Genomic DNA, 22,815 nt, shown 5'->3' on the forward strand with positions numbered 1-22,815 from the left:
CTTTAAATTTATTACCAAGCTAACAATGAACATCCGACCAAGAAGAAATAGGAAATCAGAAACAATTAGATCCATGATCCGAGAGACCCATGTATCTACGTCTGATTTAATATACCCGCTATTTCTTCTTGAATCGCCACAAGGCGCAATTGAGGTAGCTTCAATGCCAGGTATTTATCGCTTAGGCCTGAATAAAATGCTTTTGGAGATTGAGCAGTGCATGAAAGTTGGCATTAAATCTTTTGACATTTTTCCTGTTGTAGAAGAAAAGCACAAGGATAAAACCGCTACTAAAAGTCACGATCCTCAGTTCTTTTACTTACAAGCACTTAAAAGAATAAAAAAAGAGTTCCCTGAGGCATGTATTATCACGGATGTGGCCATGGATCCATACAGCTCTGATGGCCATGACGGCTTAGTTGATGAACATGGCAACATATTAAATGATGAAACGCTGGACATTCTGGCAAAAATGGCATTAGCACAGGCTGAAACTGGCATAGACATCATTGGCCCGAGCGACATGATGGATGGCCGTGTTGGCTATTTAAGAGAGGAATTAGACATAAATGACTTTTCTAATGTATCTATCATGTCTTATACTGCAAAGTATGCTAGCGCCTTTTATGGGCCTTTTAGAGATGCTTTAGACTCAGCGCCAAAAAGTGGTGATAAAAAGACCTACCAGATGGATTCGGCCAACCAAAGAGAAGCATTAATTGAAGCCGATTTAGATGTAGAAGAAGGTGCTGATTTTCTGATGGTAAAACCAGCATTGGCCTATTTGGATGTGATCAAACTATTGAAAGAAAACTATGACTTACCCATTGCCGCTTACAATGTAAGTGGTGAATATGCGATGGTATGTGCTGCAGCAGAAAAAGGCTGGTTAGATAAAGATGCTATCATGAATGAGGTGTTGCTTTCAATTAAACGGGCTGGTGCCGATGTAATTCTTACCTATTATGCGAAAGAATTTGCAAGAAGAATTAGCTGATTAGATTTCTATTATTTCAAAATCTTTCCCTTTACCGAATTCCACCAGATCCTTGTATTCGTAGAATTCAAGGGTTGATAAATCTTTGAATTTGAAATTCTCTCCGTGTAAAAATTGAACAACTTCAAATTCATAAACATCTCCAAAGTTTTGAAGTCGATATTTTTTTCCTAGCCGGATAACGTCTGTAGATATGCCTTTCATAAAAAAACCCTGACTGTTCGGCCAGGGTTCTAAATTATAAAATGTAGACTTTAGTTATCGTCTTCACCAGCCATTTTATCTATCTTCTTCGCCATTTTTTCTAGTTTTTTCGGAAATTTTTTCTTCATATCTGCAAAAAGTTGTTCGGCTGCATCAAATACCATCGGTTTTAATTTGTCAGGGTCAAGAACAAAGCCACCCAATGCCGTTACTCCTTTCTTTGATGATGATCGATCTTTAACTTTAAATATCCGTTTGGCATCACTGTTAAATACTTTAATATTAGCGTAAGCGTACACTTTTTTACTTGAAATTCCACCTATTCCCACGGCATCGTAAAGGTTAAAGTCTATGTATGCAATTAAAACTGCGTCAACATCCGGAAAAACCTCGAAGGCTTTTTTAATAACCTTAGCATCACCTAGCCATGGCGCAATTTTTAAGTAACCGTCAGCACCTATTAATGGATCCGCCCAGTTGAATTTACTTTTTTCCCAAGCATAGGTTTTATAAACTGTTATGGAATCCAGTGCTTTATATTCATCGCTATTAATTACTTCTGCCTTATCTTTAAATGGAAATGGAAATAAGTCTAAAAACTCATTTCTAACCAATTTCTCATATTCATTTACCGTTCCGGCAATATTAAATGATGAATCTTTCAGAAGCGCTTCGTAAAGTTTAGTATCCAGAGGATCATCAGACAAGTTTCGATTACCAAAAACCGAAATAACGGCACATTTTTTTACCTGTGTGTATCCTTGCATGGTAACAAATGCAAGAAATAAGATAAGTATAATTTTTTTCATGATTTGAGGGTTTATTGTGTAACGAGCATACAAGCTAAATATAATTTAACCAATATAAAAGTAAAAAAATAAAAGCTTGTCAATCCAGCTTTAAAAAAACTACTACACTTATTGAGCAGTATAGCTATTTAGCTTGATTTTGATTCAAACATTCTAACCAGTACTTAATGATTAAAATAACAAATTACTTGGCCAATTTCTGTTTACTTGATTTCCTCCAATGCCTGCTCAATGTCCCAAACCAGATCATCAGGATTTTCTACCCCAACTGATAGCCTTACTAAACTATCCCGTATTCCAAATTTGATTTTTTCTTCATGATCCACTCCTGCATGAGTCATCGAAGCAGGATGCTGAGCCAAAGATTCAGTACTCCCCAAGCTCACAGCCAGCTTGATTAACTTAAGGCTGTTAAGAAATTTGAAGGCTTCTTTTTCTCCCCCTTTTAAAATGATGGATAACATCGCTCCAGCTGAGGTATATTGTTTCTTATAAATCTTATACTCTGGGGTTCCCTCTTTTATAGCCCCTAAGTAACCTATACGCTCAACCTTCGGATGATCTTTAATAACATTATAAACGTAAGCTGCATTTTCAGCCTGCTTCTCCATTCTTATTTTCAGCGTTTCTAGGCTTCGCAGTAGCAACCATCCCGTCCATGGACCAGCCATATTACCCAGGAAAGTTCTCATCTCTTTAATTTTTGCAATAAGCTCTTTTGAACCTAGGCATGCACCAGCAATTACATCGCTATGTCCACCAATATATTTTGTTGCTGAATAAATGACCAAATCAGCACCAAATTTCAGCGGGTGCTGCCATAAAGGCCCCATATAGGTATTATCAACAACAACCAAAGCCTTTTCATCTTTGGTAAAATGATCTGCCACTCTTCTGCACAATTCTAGATCAATTAAATGATTCGTAGGATTGGCAGGCGTTTCGACATAAACCATTTTCAATCGATCAGACTTACCACTATCTTTTATTTTTTTAATGATATCCTCTTCAGAATCTAATGGATCAAACCCTATTACGTTTATTTGAAACCTTGGAAGCACATGTTTGATAAAATGATCTGTTCCTCCATAAATAGGATTACTGTGCAGAATCAAATCTCCAGGTGAAAGAAACTGTAATAATGCAGTTGTAATGGCACTCATGCCACTTTCAAAGACTGCAGCATCTTCTGCCTCGTCCCAAAGAGTAAGTCGGTTTTCAAGGATTTCTAAATCAGGGTTATTTAATCTGCTGTAAATCAACCCCAATTCTTCACCTTCATTCTTCTCTCTTAGGCCGTAGGCTACTTCAAAAAAAGCTTTACCGGCTTCGGCACTTTCAAATGCGAATGTAGATGTTTGAAATATGGGTGATTTAATTGCCCCCTCAGATAGCGATGGTTTGTAACCATACGACATCATTAAACTTTCTGGACTCATTTTCTTACTCATGGCAGTAGCATTTAGAAGAGTAATTAAAAAAATTATTGTATAAAATGCCACAACAACAGATAAATCAACTAATATTTCTAATTATAGCAGTATATATCAACTATATTTGCTTTTATTTACCGATAAAACAGAAAAATTATATGGATAGCCTTGACCGAAAATTAGTTTCCATACTACAGCGCAATGGCAAAATGCCAATGAAAGAACTAAGTAGCGAGTTGGGATTAAGTATTACTCCCGTTTATGATCGGTTAAAAAGACTGGAGAAACAAGGGGTTATTACGGGCTACCATGCACATATAGATGAGAAGAAAATGGGCTTTGGCCTGGAGGTATTTTGCTCTGTAACCCTTGAATCTCACAAGGCCGATTTCTTAAAGCAGTTTGAGGAAGACATTAAAAAATTCGAGGAGGTACTAGAATGCTATCACCTGGCCGGCTCGTTCGACTTTCTCCTGAAAATTCTCGTGAAAAACATGGATGATTACGGTGGCTTCGTTAATAAAAAACTGGCCAGACTAGATAATATAGGGGTTGTAAACAGCCATATGGTACTCAAGAAAATAAAGCAAACCAGAGTTCTGCCTCTTACAGAATAACCTACTCGGCTCTATCCAATAATTTAGATTCGATTGATTTACTGGCTTTCGCTCCCAGCTCTTTCAGTCTTTCTGTTTTTCTAACCAGGTTATCATTACCTTCATATAGTTTCTTTGAAGCTTCTGTGTAGATGGCTTTGGTTTTATCGATGCTCTTACCAATGTCAATCAGGTCATTCGAGAAATTCACGAACTTGTCATATAACGCTCCGGCTTGGCGGGCAATTTCAATGGCGTTTTTGTTCTGTAAGTCCTGTTTCCAGATATATGAGATTGTTCTGAGCGTTGCCATTAAAGTGGTAGTGCTCACCAAAACAATATTTTTATCTAAGGCCTTTTCATACAAGTCCTGATCTTCTTTTAGAGCAATTGTGAGCGCAGGCTCATTAGCCACAAACATCATCACATAATCAGGCTGATTGATATCGTGGATGTTCTGATACTTCTTTTCACTGAGCATTTTAATATGCCCGTTAACACTGTCTAAATGCTGTTTTAAAAGAGAGGCCTGCCTGGCTTCATCAGCATCAAAGTAATTCGCATAAGCTGTTAAAGAAACCTTAGAATCAAGCACAATGGCCTTTTCATCCGGCATCATAATAATATAATCCGGCCGCTGGTTCTGATTATCTTCTGTTTTGAAATTCTTCTCCTTAAAATAATGAACGTCCTTTTGAAGCCCGGCTTTTTCAAGAATGAGCTCAATCTGCATTTCGCCCCAATTACCCTGAGCTTTTGAGTCGCCCTTTAACGCTTTGGTTAAACTCTCGGCCTCTTTCGTCATTTGCTGGTTCAGCTCCTTCAACCCTGTAAGCTGCTCTTTTAATGCTGTACTATATTGCAAATTCTCTTTGCTGTTTAGCTCTACTTTTTTCTCAAAATCAGTGATTTTCTCTTTTAATGGATTAAGAATTTCAGATAGGTTAGTCTTATTCTGATCGGTAAATTTTTTCGATTTTTCTTCAAAGATTTCGTTGGCCAAGTTTTTAAACTGAACAGCAAACTGCTCTTGCAGGGATTTTAATTCTTGTTTTTGCTCTGCTAGTCTTTCTTGCAAGTTTCGGTAGTCCGACTCGGTAGCTGCGAGGTTATTATTTAATTCAAAGGTTTTTGCTCTTTCAGTTTCCAGCTCTTTTTTAACCTCAGAGTATTGATTTCTTAAATCTTGAACCCGCTCCTTCTCCAATTTCAATTCAGAATCCGAAGAATTATTGCCACTAAACTTATACTTGGCAATGAACCATGTGGCTATTCCTCCTATTGCTATTCCTGTAACTAACCATAATAATTCCATCAGATCAAAGATATTGTTATTTATTCAATTGAGCAGTTTTGAGATTATCATTCACAACATAAATCTTACGATTCACTACATCATATTCCCATTTCAAAACATATTGATTTATAAATGGGACAGATTGAAATAGTTTAGCATTAATCAAAAACTCAAACTCATGCTTAAAAATTTTCTGAAAATCACTTTTAGAAGTGTGTTAAAGCAAAAGCTTTACTCTTCTTTGAATGTACTTGGTCTGGCCATTGGATTAGCCTCCACTATTATCATTCTTATATACGCCCATCATGAATTAACTTATGATCAATTCCATAAAAATTCAGATAGTATTTTTATGGCTTACAAGGAGCGAATTACGCCTAACGGTATTCAACCTACTTACGATACCTGGGTGCCCATGGGCGAAAGAATGGAGCAAGAATACCCAGAGGTTGTTAGTTCAGCCAGGTTCATAGACAATAATGCCGTATTAGAAATTGGAGATGAGCGATTTGAAGGACGAGTGGCCTATTCGGATCAAGAGCTATTCGAAATTTTTGATTTTAGTCTGAAACAAGGCGATAATGCAAATCCGTTCCCCACCGATAATTCCATTATCATTTCTGAAGAAATGGCCACACGATACTTCGGTACTGAAGACCCGATGGGCAAGGTTATACGAGTAGATTCGGAGTTGTCTTATTCAGTAACTGGTGTTTTAAATAAAATCCCTACAAATTCCTCCATACAAATTGATCATCTAATATCATTAAAAACCCTGCCCGTTTATAGCCAATTTGAAAACGATTGGGGTGCATCATTTTTAAATACCTACATCCTTCTCAACTCACCAAGTTCAGCTGTAGGTTTAGAAGCCAAATTCCCGAATTTAATTACAAACATCTGGAACGAAGAGGTGCAGAGCAGAACCAATTTTAAGCTTTTGCCTTTGCACGATGTGTACGACACGTTACTAGGTGATACCGAAATAGCCATGATTCTATTATACATAGCAGCAGGCATTCTCTTCATATCAGGAATTAATTTTGTGAATTTATATACCAGCAGCGCACTCGTCAGATCGAAAGAAATAGGTGTGAAAAAAGTGATTGGCAGTTCTAAAAAGCAATTAATTAGTCAGTTTTTAGGTGAATCGCTACTAATCACTACATTCAGTATGGTGCTGGCGCTATTGGTCGCTCAATTATGCCTGCCGCTCATCAATTCTGAATTTAACCTTCAACTAGTAATCCCTTTTTCTAACCCGCTAACTTATGTTGCCATTTTCAGTCTCATTATAATTATTGGGCTGCTTTCAGGCGGTTATCCTGCCTTTATCATGTCACGATTTGGAATTATTTCCTCTTTAAAAGGTTCTTCTGCAGAAAATGCTGGAAAAAGTACTCTTCGAGATTTGATGATAGCCTTTCAATTTATGATTTCGATTCTATTAATAGTAGGTACTATGGTGATCAGCAATCAAATCCAATTTTTAAAAACTACCGATATGGGGTTTGATAAAAATAACCTGGTTGTAATTCCGCTCTCAATTCGGAATTTTTCCGATGGAGATTCAGCAGTTGCAAGGGTTGAAACATATAAAAATGAGCTTCTGAATCAATCGGATGTTGTTACCATTACCAACTCAAGGCATATCCCAACGGATTGGACAGGCTCTCATGTTTTTGTAAGGCCAGAAGGCTGGACAGATGACCCAATGCGAATGGCCTACACATACCATGATGCTAAATTTTTTCAAACTTATGGTATAGAGATCATCCATGGTAAAAATTTTAATGATGACTCATTTGGTGACCAACGTGAATCTGTAGTACTAAATAAGGCGGCTATGGAGGCATTTGGCTTTACTGATGTGAATGGCCAGGTGATAAAAATTGGTGATGATGCATTGAATGTTGTTGGCGTAATTGATGACTTCAATTTTGAAACAATGAAAGATGAAATCAGACCAATTTTACACTTTCATAGGCAGCCTTCAAATGCTACTCACAATTACGTAACAGTTAAAACTAAACCCGGAAAAGCCAATGAAGTAATTCAATTCGCTAAAGAAAAATGGCCGATACTTAACTCAGAAGCACCATTTGAATATTTATTTATTGATGACAATGTAGAACGAATGTATGAGGCCGAAAATCGCTTATTGCTCATGAGTACAATATTCTCTGGTGTAGCCATAATTGTTGCTTGCCTTGGTCTTTTTGGAATTGTTTCTTTCAATGTTGAGCAACGCAAAAAGGAGATTGGCATTAGAAAGGTTTTAGGTGCATCGGTGTTATCAATATTGAAATTGATCTCAAAGAAATTCGCACTTCTAATTTTGATTGGTTTTGCTGTATCCATCCCAATTGGCTTATATTTTATGAATAATTGGCTAGATGGTTTTGCTTATCATACCAGTTTAAGTCCGCTTGTTTTTGTAATTACATTGCTGGCTGTAATAATTATTGCATTCATAACAATTTCTGCCCGAACGGTGCAGGCAGGACTTACTAATCCAATAAATGTATTGAGGGAGAATTAGTTTACTCCGTCCAGCTCATGGGGTAGTTTTTATCAACATACTCCATGGCTGCTTCGGTAAGGTATAAAGGCTTAAAGGTGTCAATCATAACTGCTAATTCATGCGTTTCTTTGGCACCTATGCTTTTTTCTACCGTTCCCGGATGCGGCCCATGTGGCAATCCTCCAGGGTGTAATGTAAATGATCCTCGATCAATGCCCTTTCTACTCATAAAATCTCCTTCAGCATAGTACAATACTTCATCCGAATCGATATTAGAATGATTGTATGGCGCAGGAATTGATTGTGGATGGTAATCAAACAACCTCGGTACAAACGAACAAATTACGAAACCCCATGCCTGAAAAGTTTGGTGTACGGGTGGTGGTTGATGGATTCTACCTGTTATTGGTTCAAAATCATTAATTGAAAAAGCATATGGCCACAAATAGCCATCCCAACCTACCAAATCAAACGGACTTTGATCATACACATACTCATGTAGCTGCCCATGCTTCTTAATCTTCATTAAAAACTCACCTGGCTTGGTTTCAGTAATCAGTTCTGAAGGTGGGCGAATGTCACGCTCACAGAAAGGCGAGTGCTCTTCCAATTGTCCAAGTTCATTACGGTATCTATTAGGAGTTTCTATTGGAGCGGCAGACTCTATAATTAAAAGCTTCAATGGGCCATCATTCCACTTGAATTTATAGATGATTGTACGTGGTATTACCACATAATCACCTTTCTCCACTTTTATCTTGCCAAATTGTGAATGCAACTCCCCACTGCCATCATGGATATAAATTACCTCATCGCCTTCCGCGTTCTTGTAGTAATAATTCATCTCTTTGCTTTTAGGGCTGCAAAGGGCGATAGTCACATCACTATTTTTTAACAACTCCTTTCTTCCAGAAAGATAATCATCTCCAGTGACACCAATTTTAGAAGTGTTCAAATGAGTTTGCTTTAAGCCATAGTCCTCCACTACCTTACTTGAAAATGGCTTTACCGGACCCACAGATTTAATTCTGGTTGGTGGCGTAATATGATATAGGTTAGAATATATACCTGAAAATCCTTTAGAGCTTACCAATTCCTCTGCGTATAAACTTCCGTCCTCTTTTCTGAACTGAGTATGTCTCTTGTGCGGTATATTTCCTAATCTGTGGTAATACATATTAAAGTTTTGATCGGTCTAAATTCTCTGCCTCATCAAACATTTGAATAGCTTGTTGGAGCACTTCATTTGTCTGGTTGAATATAGGATAAAAGCCATCATTCTTCCAAATCTGACGCGCTATTTGCGCTTTAATATGAAGGTTGAACAAGTCTTTGTTCTTTCTCATATCCTCATAATCAGGCTTTACCCCGTACTCTTTTCCCTTCGTAGCCAAGCCCATTCTCATCGTCTCGGTCACTTGAAAGTTGTCATAAAAGTCTTTATAAGACATAGCATCTAACTTGGCCTTATTTTCATTGGCATAATTAAATACGTACTCTTGAATAACATTTTTCACAAACAACCTATTCAGGTAAGCTGAATTAGCCGAAGTGTCTAGCGGCACAAAATAGTCAGGCATAATACCTCCGCCACCATAAACAGTTCTTCCACTGGTGGTTTCATATTTCAATGAATCATTAAAGTGAATGCTATCGGCACTGAAGAATTCTCCGTTGTTGTACCTGGCTATTAAATCCGTAGAATAATTTTCTTTGTCGCTATATGGCTTTTGAATCGATCTTCCACTAGGTGTATAATACCTTGAAATTGTTATTCTAACCTCCGATCCATCGGTTAAATCAATAGGCGCCTGAACAAGTCCTTTACCAAAAGACCTTCTTCCTACAATTAATGCCCGGTCATTATCTTGAAGTGCCCCGGAAACAATCTCAGAAGCAGAGGCACTGCCTTCATTCACTAATACTATCAGTTCCCCTTTTTCAAACATGCCTTCTCTCTGGCTATTAGCCTGTGAATTAAAGCGTGTTTCTTTTCCCTGAGTGTAAACGATCTTTTTGTTACCGGCAATAAATTCATCGGCAATATTGATAGCCTGATTCATATATCCACCACCATTGCCTTGAAGGTCCAAAATCAACTTATCCATACCTTGCTCTTTGAGTTTTAGCATAGCCTGCATAAACTCTTCGTAGGTAGTAGCAGCAAATCGACTAATTTTAATGTAACCAATTTCATCATCAATCATATAGCTGGCGTCAACAGAGTATTGAGGGATTTTATCACGAATGATTTCATAATCAATTAAAGATTTTCTGTTTCCTCTTTTTATGGATACCGTCACCTTGCTGCCTTTGGGTCCTTTGAGGTGCTTCTGTACATCTCTATTAGTGAACCCAACACCAGCCACATCTTTTCCATCAATTTTAATGATTTGGTCGCCCGACTGTATGCCAAGTGCTTCACTAGGTCCACCGCTGAGTGGAGTAACCACTACAATTGTGTCTCTGAAAATATTAAACTCAACGCCAATACCTTCAAAATTACCTTGAAGTTCTTCGTTAGCCTCCACCTTATCTTTGGCAGAAATATAGTAGCTATGGGGATCTAACTTACCAAGCATGTGTTCTATGGCATTTTCCACCAACTCTTCCGTATTCACCTCATCAACATAGTTTTTATCGATAAGCGTAAGCACTTCCTTGAACTTCTGAATGTCTTTATTTAAATCATTCTGAATTTTTGGTGATTCACTAAATGTTGCACCTAAAAAAATTCCCGCTGCCAATCCAATGGCTAAAATAATAGGTAGCCTGATCTGATATTTTGTGTTTTGATATTCGCTCACTGCAGATTCCTCGATTTTGTGTAAAATGGTGGCTTTCAGCCAAATCTAGATAATAATATAAGTATAACGAAGAGGTAAAAACTTTTGTTAGCCATTTTATTTAAATGGACACATTTGTTTTTACTACATTTCGTAAATTTAAGGTTATAAAATGGATACGCTTCAAAATAAACGGATCGATGAATTAGTAGATGACAATTATATCTATGCATCAGTGCTGTATTATTTTGGTATCGAATTTTATCATTACTCCGAGCAAACACTTGAACAGGTTTGTCAAAAGAAAGGCTTAAATATTCATGCAGTAGTCAATCAATTAGAGAAGCAACCATCTTGTGATAATCAGGTAGAGGTTGCAGATTTTCCAATTGATTTGATCATTGAATACCTCAAGCATTCTCATTATGTGTTCATTAAGCAAAAATTGCCTTTTATAAACAATGTGATTCAAAATTTAGAAATCGATACATCAGAGTTCCAATTAATTTCTAAAGACCTGAAATTTATTTTTCCACTGTTTGTCGAGGATTTCATCCATCATATCTATCAAGAAGAAGATACGCTATTTAATTATATTGCCTTGCTCGATCAGTACAAGAAAGGGAAAGGTAATGTTTCGAGGTTGTATTTTGAAATGGAGAAACACAGCCTAAGCCGTTTCGCATCTGAACATGAGGAGCATGATGATGAAATGCTGGGCATTAGACAAATAACCAAGGAATACGAAATAACTGATAAAACACCCCTTCACTTAAAAGTAATTTATTCTGAATTACAATCGCTTGAGCAAGAGCTAATTACGCATGCCAGAGTTGAAAACGACATTCTTTTCCCTAAAGCACTAATCCTTGAAAAGCAAGTAAGCAACATGCTCCAAGCTAAAGTGAAATACAACTAGTGGGCAGAATCCTAAGTATAGATTATGGCTTAAAACGAGTTGGACTGGCTGTGACTGATCCTCTTAAAATGATTGCCTCCCCGCTTGAAACTATTGAATCCAATACCGCGCCCAGCTACATAAAAACATACTGCCAAAAAGAAGAAGTGGAGCGAATTATTATTGGTATGCCCAAAGACCTCCAGAATAAAGACACTCATTCTACCGAGGCTGTGAGAAAGTTTATTATCACACTCAAGAAAGAATTAACTGATATGCCGATAACAGAGGTTGACGAGCGATTTACGAGTAAAATGGCCTTTCAATCAATGATTGATGGAGGTTTAAAAAAGAAAGATCGGAAAAATAAAGGCACAATAGATAAGTTAAGTGCAACTATCATCTTACAGTCATATCTGGATGCGAACCCAACTATTTGAAAATTAGTTACTTTTGTAACTTAGAAAAATTAATTGCAATTAATGATTTACCCAATCGTAGTTTACGGTGATCCGGTTTTAAAAAAGAAAGCTCAACCCATTGAAAAAGGTACTGACCTTAGTGAGCTAATAGCAGACATGCATGAGACAATGCAGGGTGCACATGGCATTGGTTTGGCAGCACCACAAATAGGTAAAAGTATTCGGTTATTTGTAGTAGATGGTCGCCCAATGGAAGATGAGGATATGCAAGACTTTGTGAAGGCCTTTATTAATCCTGAAATTATAGATGAATATGGTGAAGAATGGGCATTTGAAGAAGGTTGTTTGAGCATCCCAAACATTAGGGAAGATGTGGAGCGGCCGGAGAAATTAAAAATCAGATATTTTGATGAAAACTGGAATGAGCACGAAGAAGAATATGATGGAATGAAGGCAAGAATCATCCAGCATGAATATGATCATATTGAAGGGGTATTATTTACTGATTATTTAACGCCTCTTAAAAAGAGAATGCTAAAAGGTAAGCTTCAGAACATCACCAAGGGTAAAATGAAGGTTGAATACCGAGTGGCAGTCCCTCAAAAGAAGTAGATGCAACTTCAATCTAAGCTACCGGATGTAGGAACCACCATTTTTGCTGTGATGTCAAAAATGGCAACTGAGCATAATGCTATTAATCTATCTCAGGGTTTTCCAGACTTTCCAATTTCAGATACACTGATTCAACTTGTAAATAAACACATGGAAGCTGGGAAGAATCAATATGCGCCCATGCCTGGTGTTCCTGAATTGAGGAGTGCCATAAGCAAAGTTATTGAAGATAAATATGGGTATTTGCCCAATCCTGAAACAGAAATTACAGTTACTGCAGGTGCTACTGAAGCTATCTACGCAACATTAGCAGCTTTAGTCAATGAAGGCGATGAAGTTATACTCTTCGACCCTGCTTATGACTGCTATGACCCTTCCATTCGATTGAATGGCGGTGTGCCTGTACATCTCACTTTAGAACAACCTGACTTTTCAATTAACTGGAACAAGGTTGAAGATGCTATTACTGATAGAACTAAGGTGATCATGGTGAACACACCCCACAATCCAAGCGGTGCGGTTTTGAATCATCAGGATTTAAAAGCACTCGAAGAATTAGCTGTCAAACATGATTTGATTGTTATTAGCGATGAAGTGTATGAGCATATTATTTTCGGTCACTCTCACGAGAGCGCCCTAAAATATGAAAGCCTTAGAGCGAGAACTGTTGCCATATACTCTTTTGGCAAGACATTTCATGCAACGGGCTGGAAGAGTGGCTATATCATAGCTCCTGATTATTTGACCAAGGAAATAAGAAAGGTGCACCAGTTTCTGGTTTTCAGTGTAAATACGCCCGTACAGTATGCGCTTGCAGAGTTTCTCACCGATCCAGAAAATTATATTCACATCAGTGACATGTATGAGCAAAAAAGGAATATTTTTCAGGGGGCACTAAAAGATTCCCGCTTTGAAGTTATCCCTTGTCATGGCACTTATTTTCAATTACTATCTTACAAAGGTATCAGTGATTTAGATGATATGAGCATGGCAGAAAAGCTCACTAAAGAACATAAAGTGGCTTCTATTCCGATTTCCGTATTTTATAAAAACAAGCAGGACGATAAATTGCTGCGCTTTTGCTTTGCTAAAAATGAAGAGACACTCTTAAAAGCAGCAGACATTCTATGCAAGATTTAAAAGTAACACTTATTCAATCTGAACTTCATTGGCAAGACAGTGGTGCCAATCTTGCCATGTTTGAAGAGAAAATCTGGCAAATTGAAGAAGGCGCAGATCTTATCATTCTTCCGGAAATGTTCAATAGTGGCTTTACCATGAATGCGAAAGATGTGGCCGAGCCCATGAATTTTACCACGTTTAAGTGGATGAAGCAGATGGCTGCTCAAACCAAAGCCGTTATTACCGGAAGCTTTGTGGTGAATGATAATGGTAATTATTTCAATCGACTTATTTGGATGCGACCAGATGGAAGCTGGGAGAAATATGATAAGCGACATTTGTTCAGAATGGCAGACGAGCATTCACATTATTCACCTGGAAAAGATAAAATTCTAGTTGAATTAAAAGGCTGGAAAATACTACCGCTTATCTGCTACGATCTTCGATTTCCGGTATGGTCGAGGCAAAAAAAAGATGAGCAATACGATCTATTGCTTTATGTGGCTAACTGGCCCGCCCCAAGAGTGAATGCCTGGGACACATTACTCAAAGCACGGGCGATAGAAAACTTATCTTATTCTATAGGTGTCAATCGAATTGGCGAAGATGGAAATGGCGTACCGTATAATGGCCACTCAGCAATTTATGATGGAAAAGGACAAACCTTATGCGAATGCCGGGAAGCTGAAATGATAAAAACTGTTACCCTAAGCAAGAAAGATTTAGTTGATTTCAGGGAAAAATTTCCGGCTCATTTAGATTCGGATAATTTTAGTATTAGCTAAAGAAAGAGCTAATCGCTGGCTCCAATTCATCTTTTTTTATCGGTTTGCCTCCTAATCTGCTTACTAGTTTTTCCAATGAATCAGACTTTCCTGAATAATTAATTTGTAAAGGGTGCTTGTATGATATCAATACCTGAATAACCTTAAGTATACTTCCTGAATGAGAACTTTCACACAGTTCAAAGTAAGCAAACAGGCTGTCAGAAACTTCAATTGCTTTTAACGCTGTGGCTACAACCTCTGGTGATGAGTAATTATCAAGGTCAGTACAAATAACATTCTGAAACGTTAACCCGGGTTTAAAATCATAGCTGTTCTCTATTATTTTAACATTGAGGAAGAGTTTCATCTCGTTACAATGAATCGAATTGTTTCTCCGGCATCATCAGCGACCAACAAATACATGCCTTCTTTTAGATTATTAACTGAAAGCAGGTAATCTTCTTCTGGTGCTACCGTAGCCCCACTTAAAATCACTTTGCCCAATAAATCTACAATACTGAACCTAGTGGATACACTTGATTGTATAGTTAACGTGTTACCTTGATTTACTGGATTTGGATACACTGTTAATTTGCTATCTGAAGAAGGATTACTTACTGCTTCAGTACTTCTAAGTACTACAATCCCACCCTGCGCTGTTCCTAAAATAATGGCTGGCTGAGATTCATTGAAAATATTCACAACTTGTGGTTTTATTCTACTGCCAAAATTGTATGTCGATGTATTTTGCCCATCAAACGTTACAATTTCAGTTGCTCCTTCAAGTGGTGCTTCCAGATTATTTAAAAAATCATTATAAATAGTCAAAGTACCTCTGGCATCACCGGTAATTAAATCTTTGGTGCCATCACCATCAGCATCGGCTATTTCAACGGACAGGCTTTGTCTAAAAGGACTGAAATCAAGTCCATAAAAATTCTGATCTATCAGCGTAAAACTGAAGGCACCATCCAAACCATCATTATTATAGTACTCTAATCGTCCGGTAGACCTGCCTATTAGTAAATCATTAAACCCATCCTGATCAATATCTGCCATTCGAACATGTTCTTCTATACCTAAAGGCGAGAAGATTAATTGCCCCGATTCGTTGAATTGAAAATTACCAAGCTCGCGTTTAAAATAAAACAAACCAGTGCCTCCGCCTTGCAATACTGTCGCTGTAAAAGCAAGATCCACCAATCCATCAGAATCAACATCTACAAACTGTGGTTTAATATTTATTATACCGGCTAATGAAAGATTCAAAAAATCAGGATTCTCCAACTCAAACACCGGTGCGTTTTTTGTGCCGGTATTTTCATACAAAGCAATTGCGGAGCGGAACGCCTGTACTTCATTCAACATCATTCCAACGAACATGTCCAAGTCCCCATCATTATCATAATCATAAAATGCAGGAGCAGCATTTTCTCCCACATCTAGCATTTGGTCTTGCAAAAAGTTCTTTTGTTGCAACTGAAAATTCGGATTTTCATTTGTGCCTGTATTTAAATACAACCAGCTAGAGTTTTTGAAATTAACACCATAGTTTATGTTTCCCGGTACGTTAGGGGCCACTATCAAATCTTTTGCTCCATCATTATTCACATCTTCATTAAAAGCCGCTGGAAAAATAAAGATTGAAACAGGATTCTCCGTATTCGGGAAAAATGGATCGGCTGCATTGTAATCTGCAGCGGCTATATCTCCTTCATTGGTCATCATTGAAAGTAGGCCACATGCCTCTTCACTTACCACCAATTCTTTCAAACCATCACCATTCATATCCAACGTTAAAATTGACTTGCCGGATTGGTGCTCTGTTCTTCCTCCACCCACAGGTGGGCAATCATCACCATTAAAGGCAAATTGGTTGCAGCCGCATTCCTGAAAATCCCCAAACTCCTGGGTAATACGCTCAAATTGAAGTGAGTCGCAATTGGAGTCCCTTTCAATACTCAGGTTTTTATGATATTCAATGGTGGAAACACCAGAAAACTTGTAAATCAGTAAGTCAAGGTCGCCATCAGAATCAATATCATCAATAGCGGGTATGTCTGACGAGTTGAGTTGAATATTGATAGGTGTATCTGAAAATCCTTTGGTAAGCAGTGGAGATGGGGAAGGAGCTTTGGAATTAAACAGTCTCCATCGCATACCGTTTTGATCACTTTCATTTACAAATACTTTTATGCCTAATGGGTCGCTTGTAAAAACATCTTTCATTCCATCGCAATTAAAATCCCGAAGTAGCATCCAACTCGATACATCTTCGGGAAATTTGTTAGAAGATTGTGCATCGTAAAGATATTGGCCATTTTGAAACAGAAAGACGTTGATTTTGGAGCACGTACGATCAAACACAACAAGATCATCTTGTCCATCCAAATTCACATCCATTGTACTATACTGGCCCGAGTTTAAGCCTCCTGCCCACGGATTGAGCAATGACTCTCCATTGACTTTTACTTCGATAGAATTATCAATTCTATAAACCTGAGCCTGAGAAATAGCAATAGACAGAGCTAACAGAACACTAAGTGTATACTTCATTAATCTAAATTTCAATTATATAACGTGTCCTGATCGAAATGGTGCTCAAAAATAAAAATTAAAGATAACTTTATGCCATAACGTTCAAATCATGATTGAAAGTCTATATCAACATTACTTAAGTAATCCAAAAATCAGTACCGATACCCGAAAAATTGAAGAGGGTTCAATCTTCTTCGCACTGAAAGGCCCTAATTTCGATGCCAATAATTTTGCCGATGAAGCATTAAAGAAGGGTGCATCACTTTGTGTGGTAGATGATATTAATGTAGTAAAAGATGAGCGATACTTTCTGGTGGATGATGCACTTGTTGCGCTACAAGATTTAGCAAGACACCATAGAAAGCAATTGACGATTCCAATCATCGGGCTTACCGGGTCGAATGGTAAAACCACTTCCAAAGAATTATTGGCGTGTGTGCTAAGTAAGAAATATAATGTATTTGCCACTAAAGGTAATTTGAATAACCATATCGGTGTAGCCGTTTCGATGTTATCGATTAACGCTAGCCATGAAATGGCAGTTATTGAAATGGGTGCCAATTTCGTAGGTGATATTGCATTTTTATGTACAATTTCTAATCCCACTCATGGGTACATCACAAATATTGGCAAAGCGCACCTGGAGGGTTTTGGTGGTATTGAGGGTGTTATTAGAGGTAAAAGTGAACTGTACCAACATCTTATACAACATGGTGGCGTGGTTTGGATTAACTCAACCAATGAGATTTTATTTAACATGGCCAAGCGGTTTAAGAGCCCTCTTTTCTACCCGCAAAAAGGTGACTACTATCATTGCGAATTTATCTCAGCAGATCCGAATGTATTATTTAAAGCCGAAAATGGTGATAGTGTGCAAACCAACCTGATTGGGGCGTATAATTTTGAGAACATTGCCACAGCATTATGTATAGGCAAATATTTCGAGGTTCCTGATAAAGCTGCCAATGAAGCAATTGCGAATTACATACCTGAAAATAATAGATCTCAGGTATTGAAAAAAGGCAGTAATACAATCATTTTAGATGCCTATAATGCTAATCCTACATCAATGGCCAAGGCCATTGAGAATTTAGGACAAATAAAGGCTAAAAGAAAGGTAGCCATTTTAGGTGACATGAAAGAGTTGGGAGAAGATAGTGAAAAGGAACATTTGGCAATTGGTGATCTTCTGAATGAACATCAAATCAAAGAAGTATATTTATGCGGTGACTTAATAAAATCCACACAACAGAGGGTTAATGGTTCCAAGTATTATTTAACTGTACAAGAACTAGTTGAAGAATTAAAGGTCAACCCAATAGAAGATTCTACGATACTCATCAAAGCATCAAGAAGTATTGGTCTTGAAAGAGTGCTGGATGCTTTTTAAAGTACGTTGAGCAACTGTTCTTTAATTTTTTCCAGCTCTTCTTTCATGGAAACAACATGTTTCTGAATGTCAGAATCATTGGCCTTTGAACCTATAGTATTTATTTCTCGTCCAATTTCCTGAGAGATAAAGCCCAGCTTCTTGCCAGAGTTTTGTTTAGCTCCTATCACCTCCTCGAAATGATTCAAGTGGTTTTTCAACCTTACTTTTTCTTCAGTGATATCGAGCTTTTCAATGTAATAGATAATTTCCTGCTCCAACCTGTTTTTATCAAGCGACTCCTCTTCAATGAACTTGGTTAAATTCCCTTTTATTCGCGTTTTAATATTGTCTACACGCTTTGGATCAAGCTCTTCTACATGTTTCAATGATGCTGAAATAGACCTTATATATTCCAGTAATTTAGACTGTAATACATCGCCTTCTTTCGATCTAAACTCATTACATTGCTCCAAAGCTGATTTGATTAACTTTTTTACATTTTCGTATTCTTCTGAATTTAGCTCCTCAGTAGTGTTACTTACAATTACATCTGGTGAGCTGAGAGCAGTTCTAAACAAATCATCTTTAGGGGCATTCACCAAATTGGCAAGTTCTTCCAATTCTGAGTAATACTTTTGAAATAAAGGTGCATTGTACTTTTGCTTTAGCACAGTTTCAGATTCATTTTGTATATCCACAGACATTGAAACTTTGCCTCGCTCCAAATAGTCATTAATAATATTTCTTACTTCTAGTTCTTTCTCAGAAATACTTCTAGGCAGTCGAAGGTTAACATCCAAAAATTTAGAATTGAGAGTTTTAACTTCTACATGGATAGAGTAAGTTTCAAAGGTGCCTGAGGCTGCACCGTAGCCGGTCATTGATTTGAGCATTCTTTTCTAATTATTGCTCAAAATTAACTGTCTTAGAAATCGTATCCTAATGATACCTGATACCTAACATCTTGTGTGACAAAATCTTCCACCGGCCAGGCAACATCCAACTTCATATAATATCCTAATATCATAGTTCTGAAGCCTACACCATAACTGTATAACCATGGGTTTTGGAAGTTTCTTAAGTCGATCTGGAAAGCGCCTTCTTCTACTGTAATGTTACTTATACTGTTATCATCACTGAAAGGTGATTTTCCTGACCAGGCCGATCCAATATCAAAAAAACCTGTGAATTGTAGGTTTCTAAAGAAGTTAGAGCTAATTGGTCCGCCACTTAAATATCGAACGATTGGCACTCTTAACTCAGCGTTGAACATCAAGACATTATTGCCATAAAACTCCGCATAATCAAAACCTCTAAGGGCTGTTGCATACTCTACAAAAAGCAAATCCGGGTTAGTTCGCTCATTGTCATTTTGTAATGGATTGTCTCTTCCATCTTCATTTTGGTCTCTAAGTATCCAATTGTCTACCCCACCTAACAAATAGGTCTTAGGAGCTCTTCCGAAAAACGACCCATAAAACCCTCTGAAAGCAAGCACAATTTCCCTGTGTAATTTTTGATAATGTCTCAAATCCGCTTTGAAATTGCTAAAGCTTCGTTCTTTATTATTGAGGCTCTCATAATGTCGTAAAGATATTTTAGCACGGCTTCCTTCAATAAGGTTCATTCCGTTGATAATGGAATTATCAAACACAAATTCTGCCGTACCTCCAATGTAATCTTCATTTTCAATTGGCAAGAAAACAGGACCTGAAGGAGGTGCGATTGAACGGGGCAATAGGTTTTCAAATACTGTGAATGTATAAAATGGTTTGAGCGAGAACCTTGTTTTGGTATTAAATGGAATAGATGCGCCTAGCTCAAAGCTATTTTTACTGTATTGTTGTAAATTCACGTCATTTTCCCAGAATATCACATTTCTATCAAATCTGGCACTGAAATCTATGTAAGATTTTAAGTATTGATACTGTCCAAAAAAATCACCACTTCTGAGATCAGTAATAGCAGTAACTCCCCCATTAAATTTGTGGTTTTCAAGCATGTCATTCATCTCGACCTCTAAGAGAATTCCAAACCCTCGGAGTGGATCAATAACAAAAGAAGTAAGTAAATTATCAACACTAAATCTGGTTTGAGCATCAAATGGGCCACTGATTCTGGTTCCCTGCCTGGTTTGTCTATATTGCGCCAGGAAAGACTCAGGTCGTTCCTCCCTTAATATGTCAGAATCGAAGGTGTAATTGTCTGTATTTATTATTTCTTCTTCTGGTTCAGGCTCATCTTCCGGTTCAGGATTTACATCAAACGTATAGTTTTTAGTATCTATCACGTCAGATCCCGCTGTATCAGGAAGGGGTTGGTTCAAACTATCTAGCCGTGCTTTCTCTTCTTCATCCCTCTTTTTCTTTGCTTGTAGTCGTTGCTCAACAATCTGCTCGATAGTTAGCCCTTCAGTTTTATTTGCCTGCCTTCGTGCTGTAAATGCCTTTGCTTGTAACACTTGTTGCCGCATGGTCTGCGGTGTAAATGTTTGCTGGTTATAATTAAAGTTTTCATCCAGATAAATAAAATCTCTGCTTTTAAAAGTGGATGAGTATACTAGTAATGAGTTGTTAAAATTTAAGTCATATTCATCGATACTCTGCGAAAGGTTGGTAATCTGGGAGTAAATACCAGATCTGATATCATAGCTAAATAAATTTCGTATTCCCCTTTGATCGCTTATGTAAAAAATTTTGCTGTCACTAATAGCCATTGGTTGAACGTCCTTACTTATCGTATTGGTTACTCGGTGCAATATGTTCTTTGTAGTATCCAAGTCAAAAAAGAACAAATTATAATTTTCACTTACTTCTTCAAGATCTTGCTTCTTTACATCAAGTGTATCGCTCACACGGTTTGAGCTAAATACAATGGTACTTGAGTTTGGAACAAATGAAGGATCAATATCATCAAACACATCGTTTGTTAACCTTTTTGTTCTGTCGCGCCTTGTACTTAGTAAGTAAATATCGTTTCTGCCACCCACCACAGCACTTACTACTATTAGTCTTCCATTGCTGGAAAATTCCATCGATCTTACCTGATCCATTCTTTGTAAGACACGCGGTATACTGCTGTTTGTTTGAAGATCGTATAGCAGCAAATTCATCTGCCCAAGCTTGTTGTAGATAATCCCTAAAGTATTATCATCTGCCCAATCTAAAACAGGCAATGAGTAATCAATTTCCTGACCTATTACTTTGTACCCCCCCTTCAGAACAACACTTTCATCGCCACTTTCAACATCTTTAATAATGACTTTGAACCTTCCTTGATTATTTTCAGTATAAGCTATTTTTTTTCCATTGGGGCTAATTTTAACGATATTATGAAATACCCCTTTTTTATTTTTATCTCCGGTTATGGAGTTTTCCAATGAAGGGGTTTCATAGTTCTGTTGAACTTGCCTGGCATTATCTATGTAGAAATTCTGCCACTCAAACATCAATTGTTCAAAAGAAACCCCGAGTGTGATGGTAAGGCTTTTTTCTTCATTTCTAATTATTCTAGTGTAATTGAGAATATTAGATATGTTACTTCTCCCGTATTTGTGTGCAATAAAATTCCAAAGTGATTGCCCCGCCAGTGCTGCTTCCTTTCCCGTCAATCGGTTAAACTTTCTGGCATGCTTTGTTTCAACCAGTTTCCTTGCATAGTCATCCATTTCAATAGTCCACCCTTTGGCAACATAAAGTGCAGCGCCAGATATAAACCACTCAGGAAGATTCAATAACACAGCGCTTTGAAACATGTCTTTCAGGCTGCCTCCAAACATCATTTCATTTACCATTAAGTTGGCCACCTCAACTAAAAGCTCTTCTTTCAATGCAGACACCGTTCCTGGGTTGGCTACTTCAATGTAAGGCTTAACAAAATTAGTTTCGCCTCCCGGAGTAAATGTGCCTTTACCAATCCCCACATTACTTTGTTGTAAGTCAGCAATTGAATTATATAGAAAAACCTTCGTTTTAAAATATGGTGGGTAACCAATAATGTCTGTTACTTTATCAAACTCCTCTTCCAAAAATTCAGTAACTTCTTTGGCAATTTTTTCACTTCCCCTATAAAAATAAATGTCAAAGAACAGCAGACCGACGATGTCGGAGGCGTCGCAATGCGCCTTCAACTCGGCGCGGGTGGTGTAGCCGCGCACGTTCTTGGAGGTGTAGTCGCGGCCGGTGTCGCGGACATGGCCGATCAGGTCGCCCTTGGCGTTCTGCGGGATCGGGTCGCCGAGATGAACCGCCAGCCCCCAGTACAGGGCTGCCAGCGCATCGTCATCGTAGCGGCCCGGGTCCAGCCCTTTCACCAGAACGCAGCCGCGGCCGTGCTCCAGCGCGTGCACCCAGCCGGCGATGCGATCGGCCAGATGGGTCAACGGAAACCCGTCACGGTCGAATCCGCCGGGCCTCAGCCCTCGTTCGACCACCGATTC

The 22,815-nt window shown here is 38.0% G+C and carries 19 protein-coding genes; 9 read left to right on the forward strand and 10 right to left on the reverse strand.

Annotated features, from left to right (window positions below; translation table 11 throughout):
• Positions 1-25: 25 nt before the first annotated feature.
• On the forward strand, positions 26-997 hold the full coding sequence (hemB, locus tag RLO81_RS01220) for a porphobilinogen synthase (protein WP_350106094.1): 972 nt from the start codon (positions 26-28) through the stop codon (positions 995-997).
• On the opposite strand, the gene RLO81_RS01225 is transcribed toward hemB, so the two are convergent.
• The 3 genes from RLO81_RS01225 to RLO81_RS01235 all read right to left on the reverse strand — a co-directional run bounded on the left by RLO81_RS01225 (position 998) and on the right by RLO81_RS01235 (position 3,461).
• Positions 998-1,201: a hypothetical protein gene (locus RLO81_RS01225; protein WP_350106043.1), complete on the reverse strand. Its 204-nt coding sequence runs from the start codon at positions 1,199-1,201 to the stop codon at positions 998-1,000. It abuts the gene before it with no gap.
• Between the two features lie 50 nt (positions 1,202-1,251).
• The gene (locus RLO81_RS01230; protein WP_350106045.1) at positions 1,252-2,010 is read right to left on the reverse strand and encodes a hypothetical protein; all 759 of its coding nucleotides are present in this window, start codon (positions 2,008-2,010) and stop codon (positions 1,252-1,254) included.
• 203 nt (positions 2,011-2,213) lie between these two features.
• Positions 2,214-3,461, reverse strand: a complete 1,248-nt coding sequence (locus RLO81_RS01235) for a cystathionine gamma-synthase family protein (RefSeq protein WP_350106048.1) — start codon at positions 3,459-3,461, stop codon at positions 2,214-2,216.
• 140 nt (positions 3,462-3,601) lie between these two features.
• Here RLO81_RS01235 and RLO81_RS01240 point away from each other — a divergent pair, with 140 nt between their 5' ends.
• Positions 3,602-4,060: an Lrp/AsnC family transcriptional regulator gene (locus tag RLO81_RS01240; RefSeq protein ID WP_350106051.1), complete on the forward strand. Its 459-nt coding sequence runs from the start codon at positions 3,602-3,604 to the stop codon at positions 4,058-4,060.
• Position 4,061: 1 nt separating this feature from the next.
• Here RLO81_RS01240 and RLO81_RS01245 read toward each other — a convergent pair whose 3' ends face one another.
• Entirely contained in the window at positions 4,062-5,354 is a 1,293-nt protein-coding gene (locus RLO81_RS01245) for a DNA recombination protein RmuC (RefSeq protein WP_350106053.1), read from the reverse strand.
• 160 nt (positions 5,355-5,514) lie between these two features.
• Here RLO81_RS01245 and RLO81_RS01250 point away from each other — a divergent pair, with 160 nt between their 5' ends.
• On the forward strand, positions 5,515-7,878 hold the full coding sequence (locus RLO81_RS01250; RefSeq protein WP_350106056.1) for an ABC transporter permease: 2,364 nt from the start codon (positions 5,515-5,517) through the stop codon (positions 7,876-7,878).
• 1 nt (position 7,879) lies between these two features.
• On the opposite strand, the gene RLO81_RS01255 is transcribed toward RLO81_RS01250, so the two are convergent.
• On the reverse strand, positions 7,880-9,037 hold the full coding sequence (locus RLO81_RS01255; RefSeq protein WP_350106059.1) for a homogentisate 1,2-dioxygenase: 1,158 nt from the start codon (positions 9,035-9,037) through the stop codon (positions 7,880-7,882).
• 1 nt (position 9,038) lies between these two features.
• Positions 9,039-10,667: a S41 family peptidase gene (locus RLO81_RS01260; RefSeq protein WP_350106062.1), complete on the reverse strand. Its 1,629-nt coding sequence runs from the start codon at positions 10,665-10,667 to the stop codon at positions 9,039-9,041.
• Positions 10,668-10,818: 151 nt separating this feature from the next.
• Here RLO81_RS01260 and RLO81_RS01265 point away from each other — a divergent pair, with 151 nt between their 5' ends.
• From RLO81_RS01265 to RLO81_RS01285, 5 genes are read left to right on the forward strand one after another with little or no spacing between them, the layout of a single operon-like run.
• Positions 10,819-11,565: a hemerythrin domain-containing protein gene (locus RLO81_RS01265; protein WP_350106065.1), complete on the forward strand. Its 747-nt coding sequence runs from the start codon at positions 10,819-10,821 to the stop codon at positions 11,563-11,565.
• Positions 11,565-11,984, forward strand: coding sequence for a Holliday junction resolvase RuvX (ruvX, locus tag RLO81_RS01270; protein ID WP_350106068.1), 420 nt, complete (start codon positions 11,565-11,567; stop codon positions 11,982-11,984). The genes RLO81_RS01265 and ruvX overlap by 1 nt, the downstream gene beginning before the upstream one ends.
• A gap of 42 nt (positions 11,985-12,026) precedes the next feature.
• Positions 12,027-12,578: a peptide deformylase gene (def, locus tag RLO81_RS01275; protein ID WP_350106071.1), complete on the forward strand. Its 552-nt coding sequence runs from the start codon at positions 12,027-12,029 to the stop codon at positions 12,576-12,578.
• The gene (locus RLO81_RS01280; RefSeq protein WP_350106074.1) at positions 12,579-13,718 is read left to right on the forward strand and encodes a methionine aminotransferase; all 1,140 of its coding nucleotides are present in this window, start codon (positions 12,579-12,581) and stop codon (positions 13,716-13,718) included.
• Positions 13,706-14,485 carry an amidohydrolase gene (locus RLO81_RS01285; RefSeq protein ID WP_350106077.1) on the forward strand — a complete coding sequence of 260 codons (780 nt, stop codon included), beginning with the start codon at positions 13,706-13,708 and terminating at the stop codon, positions 14,483-14,485. The genes RLO81_RS01280 and RLO81_RS01285 overlap by 13 nt, the downstream gene beginning before the upstream one ends.
• On the opposite strand, the gene RLO81_RS01290 is transcribed toward RLO81_RS01285, so the two are convergent.
• Together RLO81_RS01290 and RLO81_RS01295 are read right to left on the reverse strand one after the other, a co-directional pair.
• Positions 14,478-14,834: a hypothetical protein gene (locus RLO81_RS01290; protein WP_350106080.1), complete on the reverse strand. Its 357-nt coding sequence runs from the start codon at positions 14,832-14,834 to the stop codon at positions 14,478-14,480. The genes RLO81_RS01285 and RLO81_RS01290 overlap by 8 nt on opposite strands.
• On the reverse strand, positions 14,831-17,023 hold the full coding sequence (locus tag RLO81_RS01295) for an FG-GAP-like repeat-containing protein (protein WP_350106083.1): 2,193 nt from the start codon (positions 17,021-17,023) through the stop codon (positions 14,831-14,833). Before RLO81_RS01295 ends, RLO81_RS01290 begins: the two co-directional genes overlap by 4 nt.
• Positions 17,024-17,114: 91 nt before the next feature.
• Between RLO81_RS01295 and RLO81_RS01300 the strand changes: the two genes are divergently transcribed.
• The gene (locus RLO81_RS01300; RefSeq protein WP_350106086.1) at positions 17,115-18,395 is read left to right on the forward strand and encodes a UDP-N-acetylmuramoyl-tripeptide--D-alanyl-D-alanine ligase; all 1,281 of its coding nucleotides are present in this window, start codon (positions 17,115-17,117) and stop codon (positions 18,393-18,395) included.
• Here the strand turns inward: RLO81_RS01300 and RLO81_RS01305 are convergent.
• Positions 18,392-19,270, reverse strand: a complete 879-nt coding sequence (locus tag RLO81_RS01305) for a YicC/YloC family endoribonuclease (protein WP_350106089.1) — start codon at positions 19,268-19,270, stop codon at positions 18,392-18,394. The two genes, RLO81_RS01300 and RLO81_RS01305, sit on opposite strands and share 4 nt — an antisense overlap.
• A 32-nt stretch (positions 19,271-19,302) precedes the next feature.
• The coding region (locus RLO81_RS01310; protein WP_350106092.1) for a hypothetical protein at positions 19,303-22,815 on the reverse strand (3,513 nt) is incomplete at its 5' end.

It is taken from the genome of Fulvivirga sp. (assembly GCF_040220315.1).
In the GTDB taxonomy this organism is placed as follows: domain Bacteria; phylum Bacteroidota; class Bacteroidia; order Cytophagales; family Cyclobacteriaceae; genus Fulvivirga.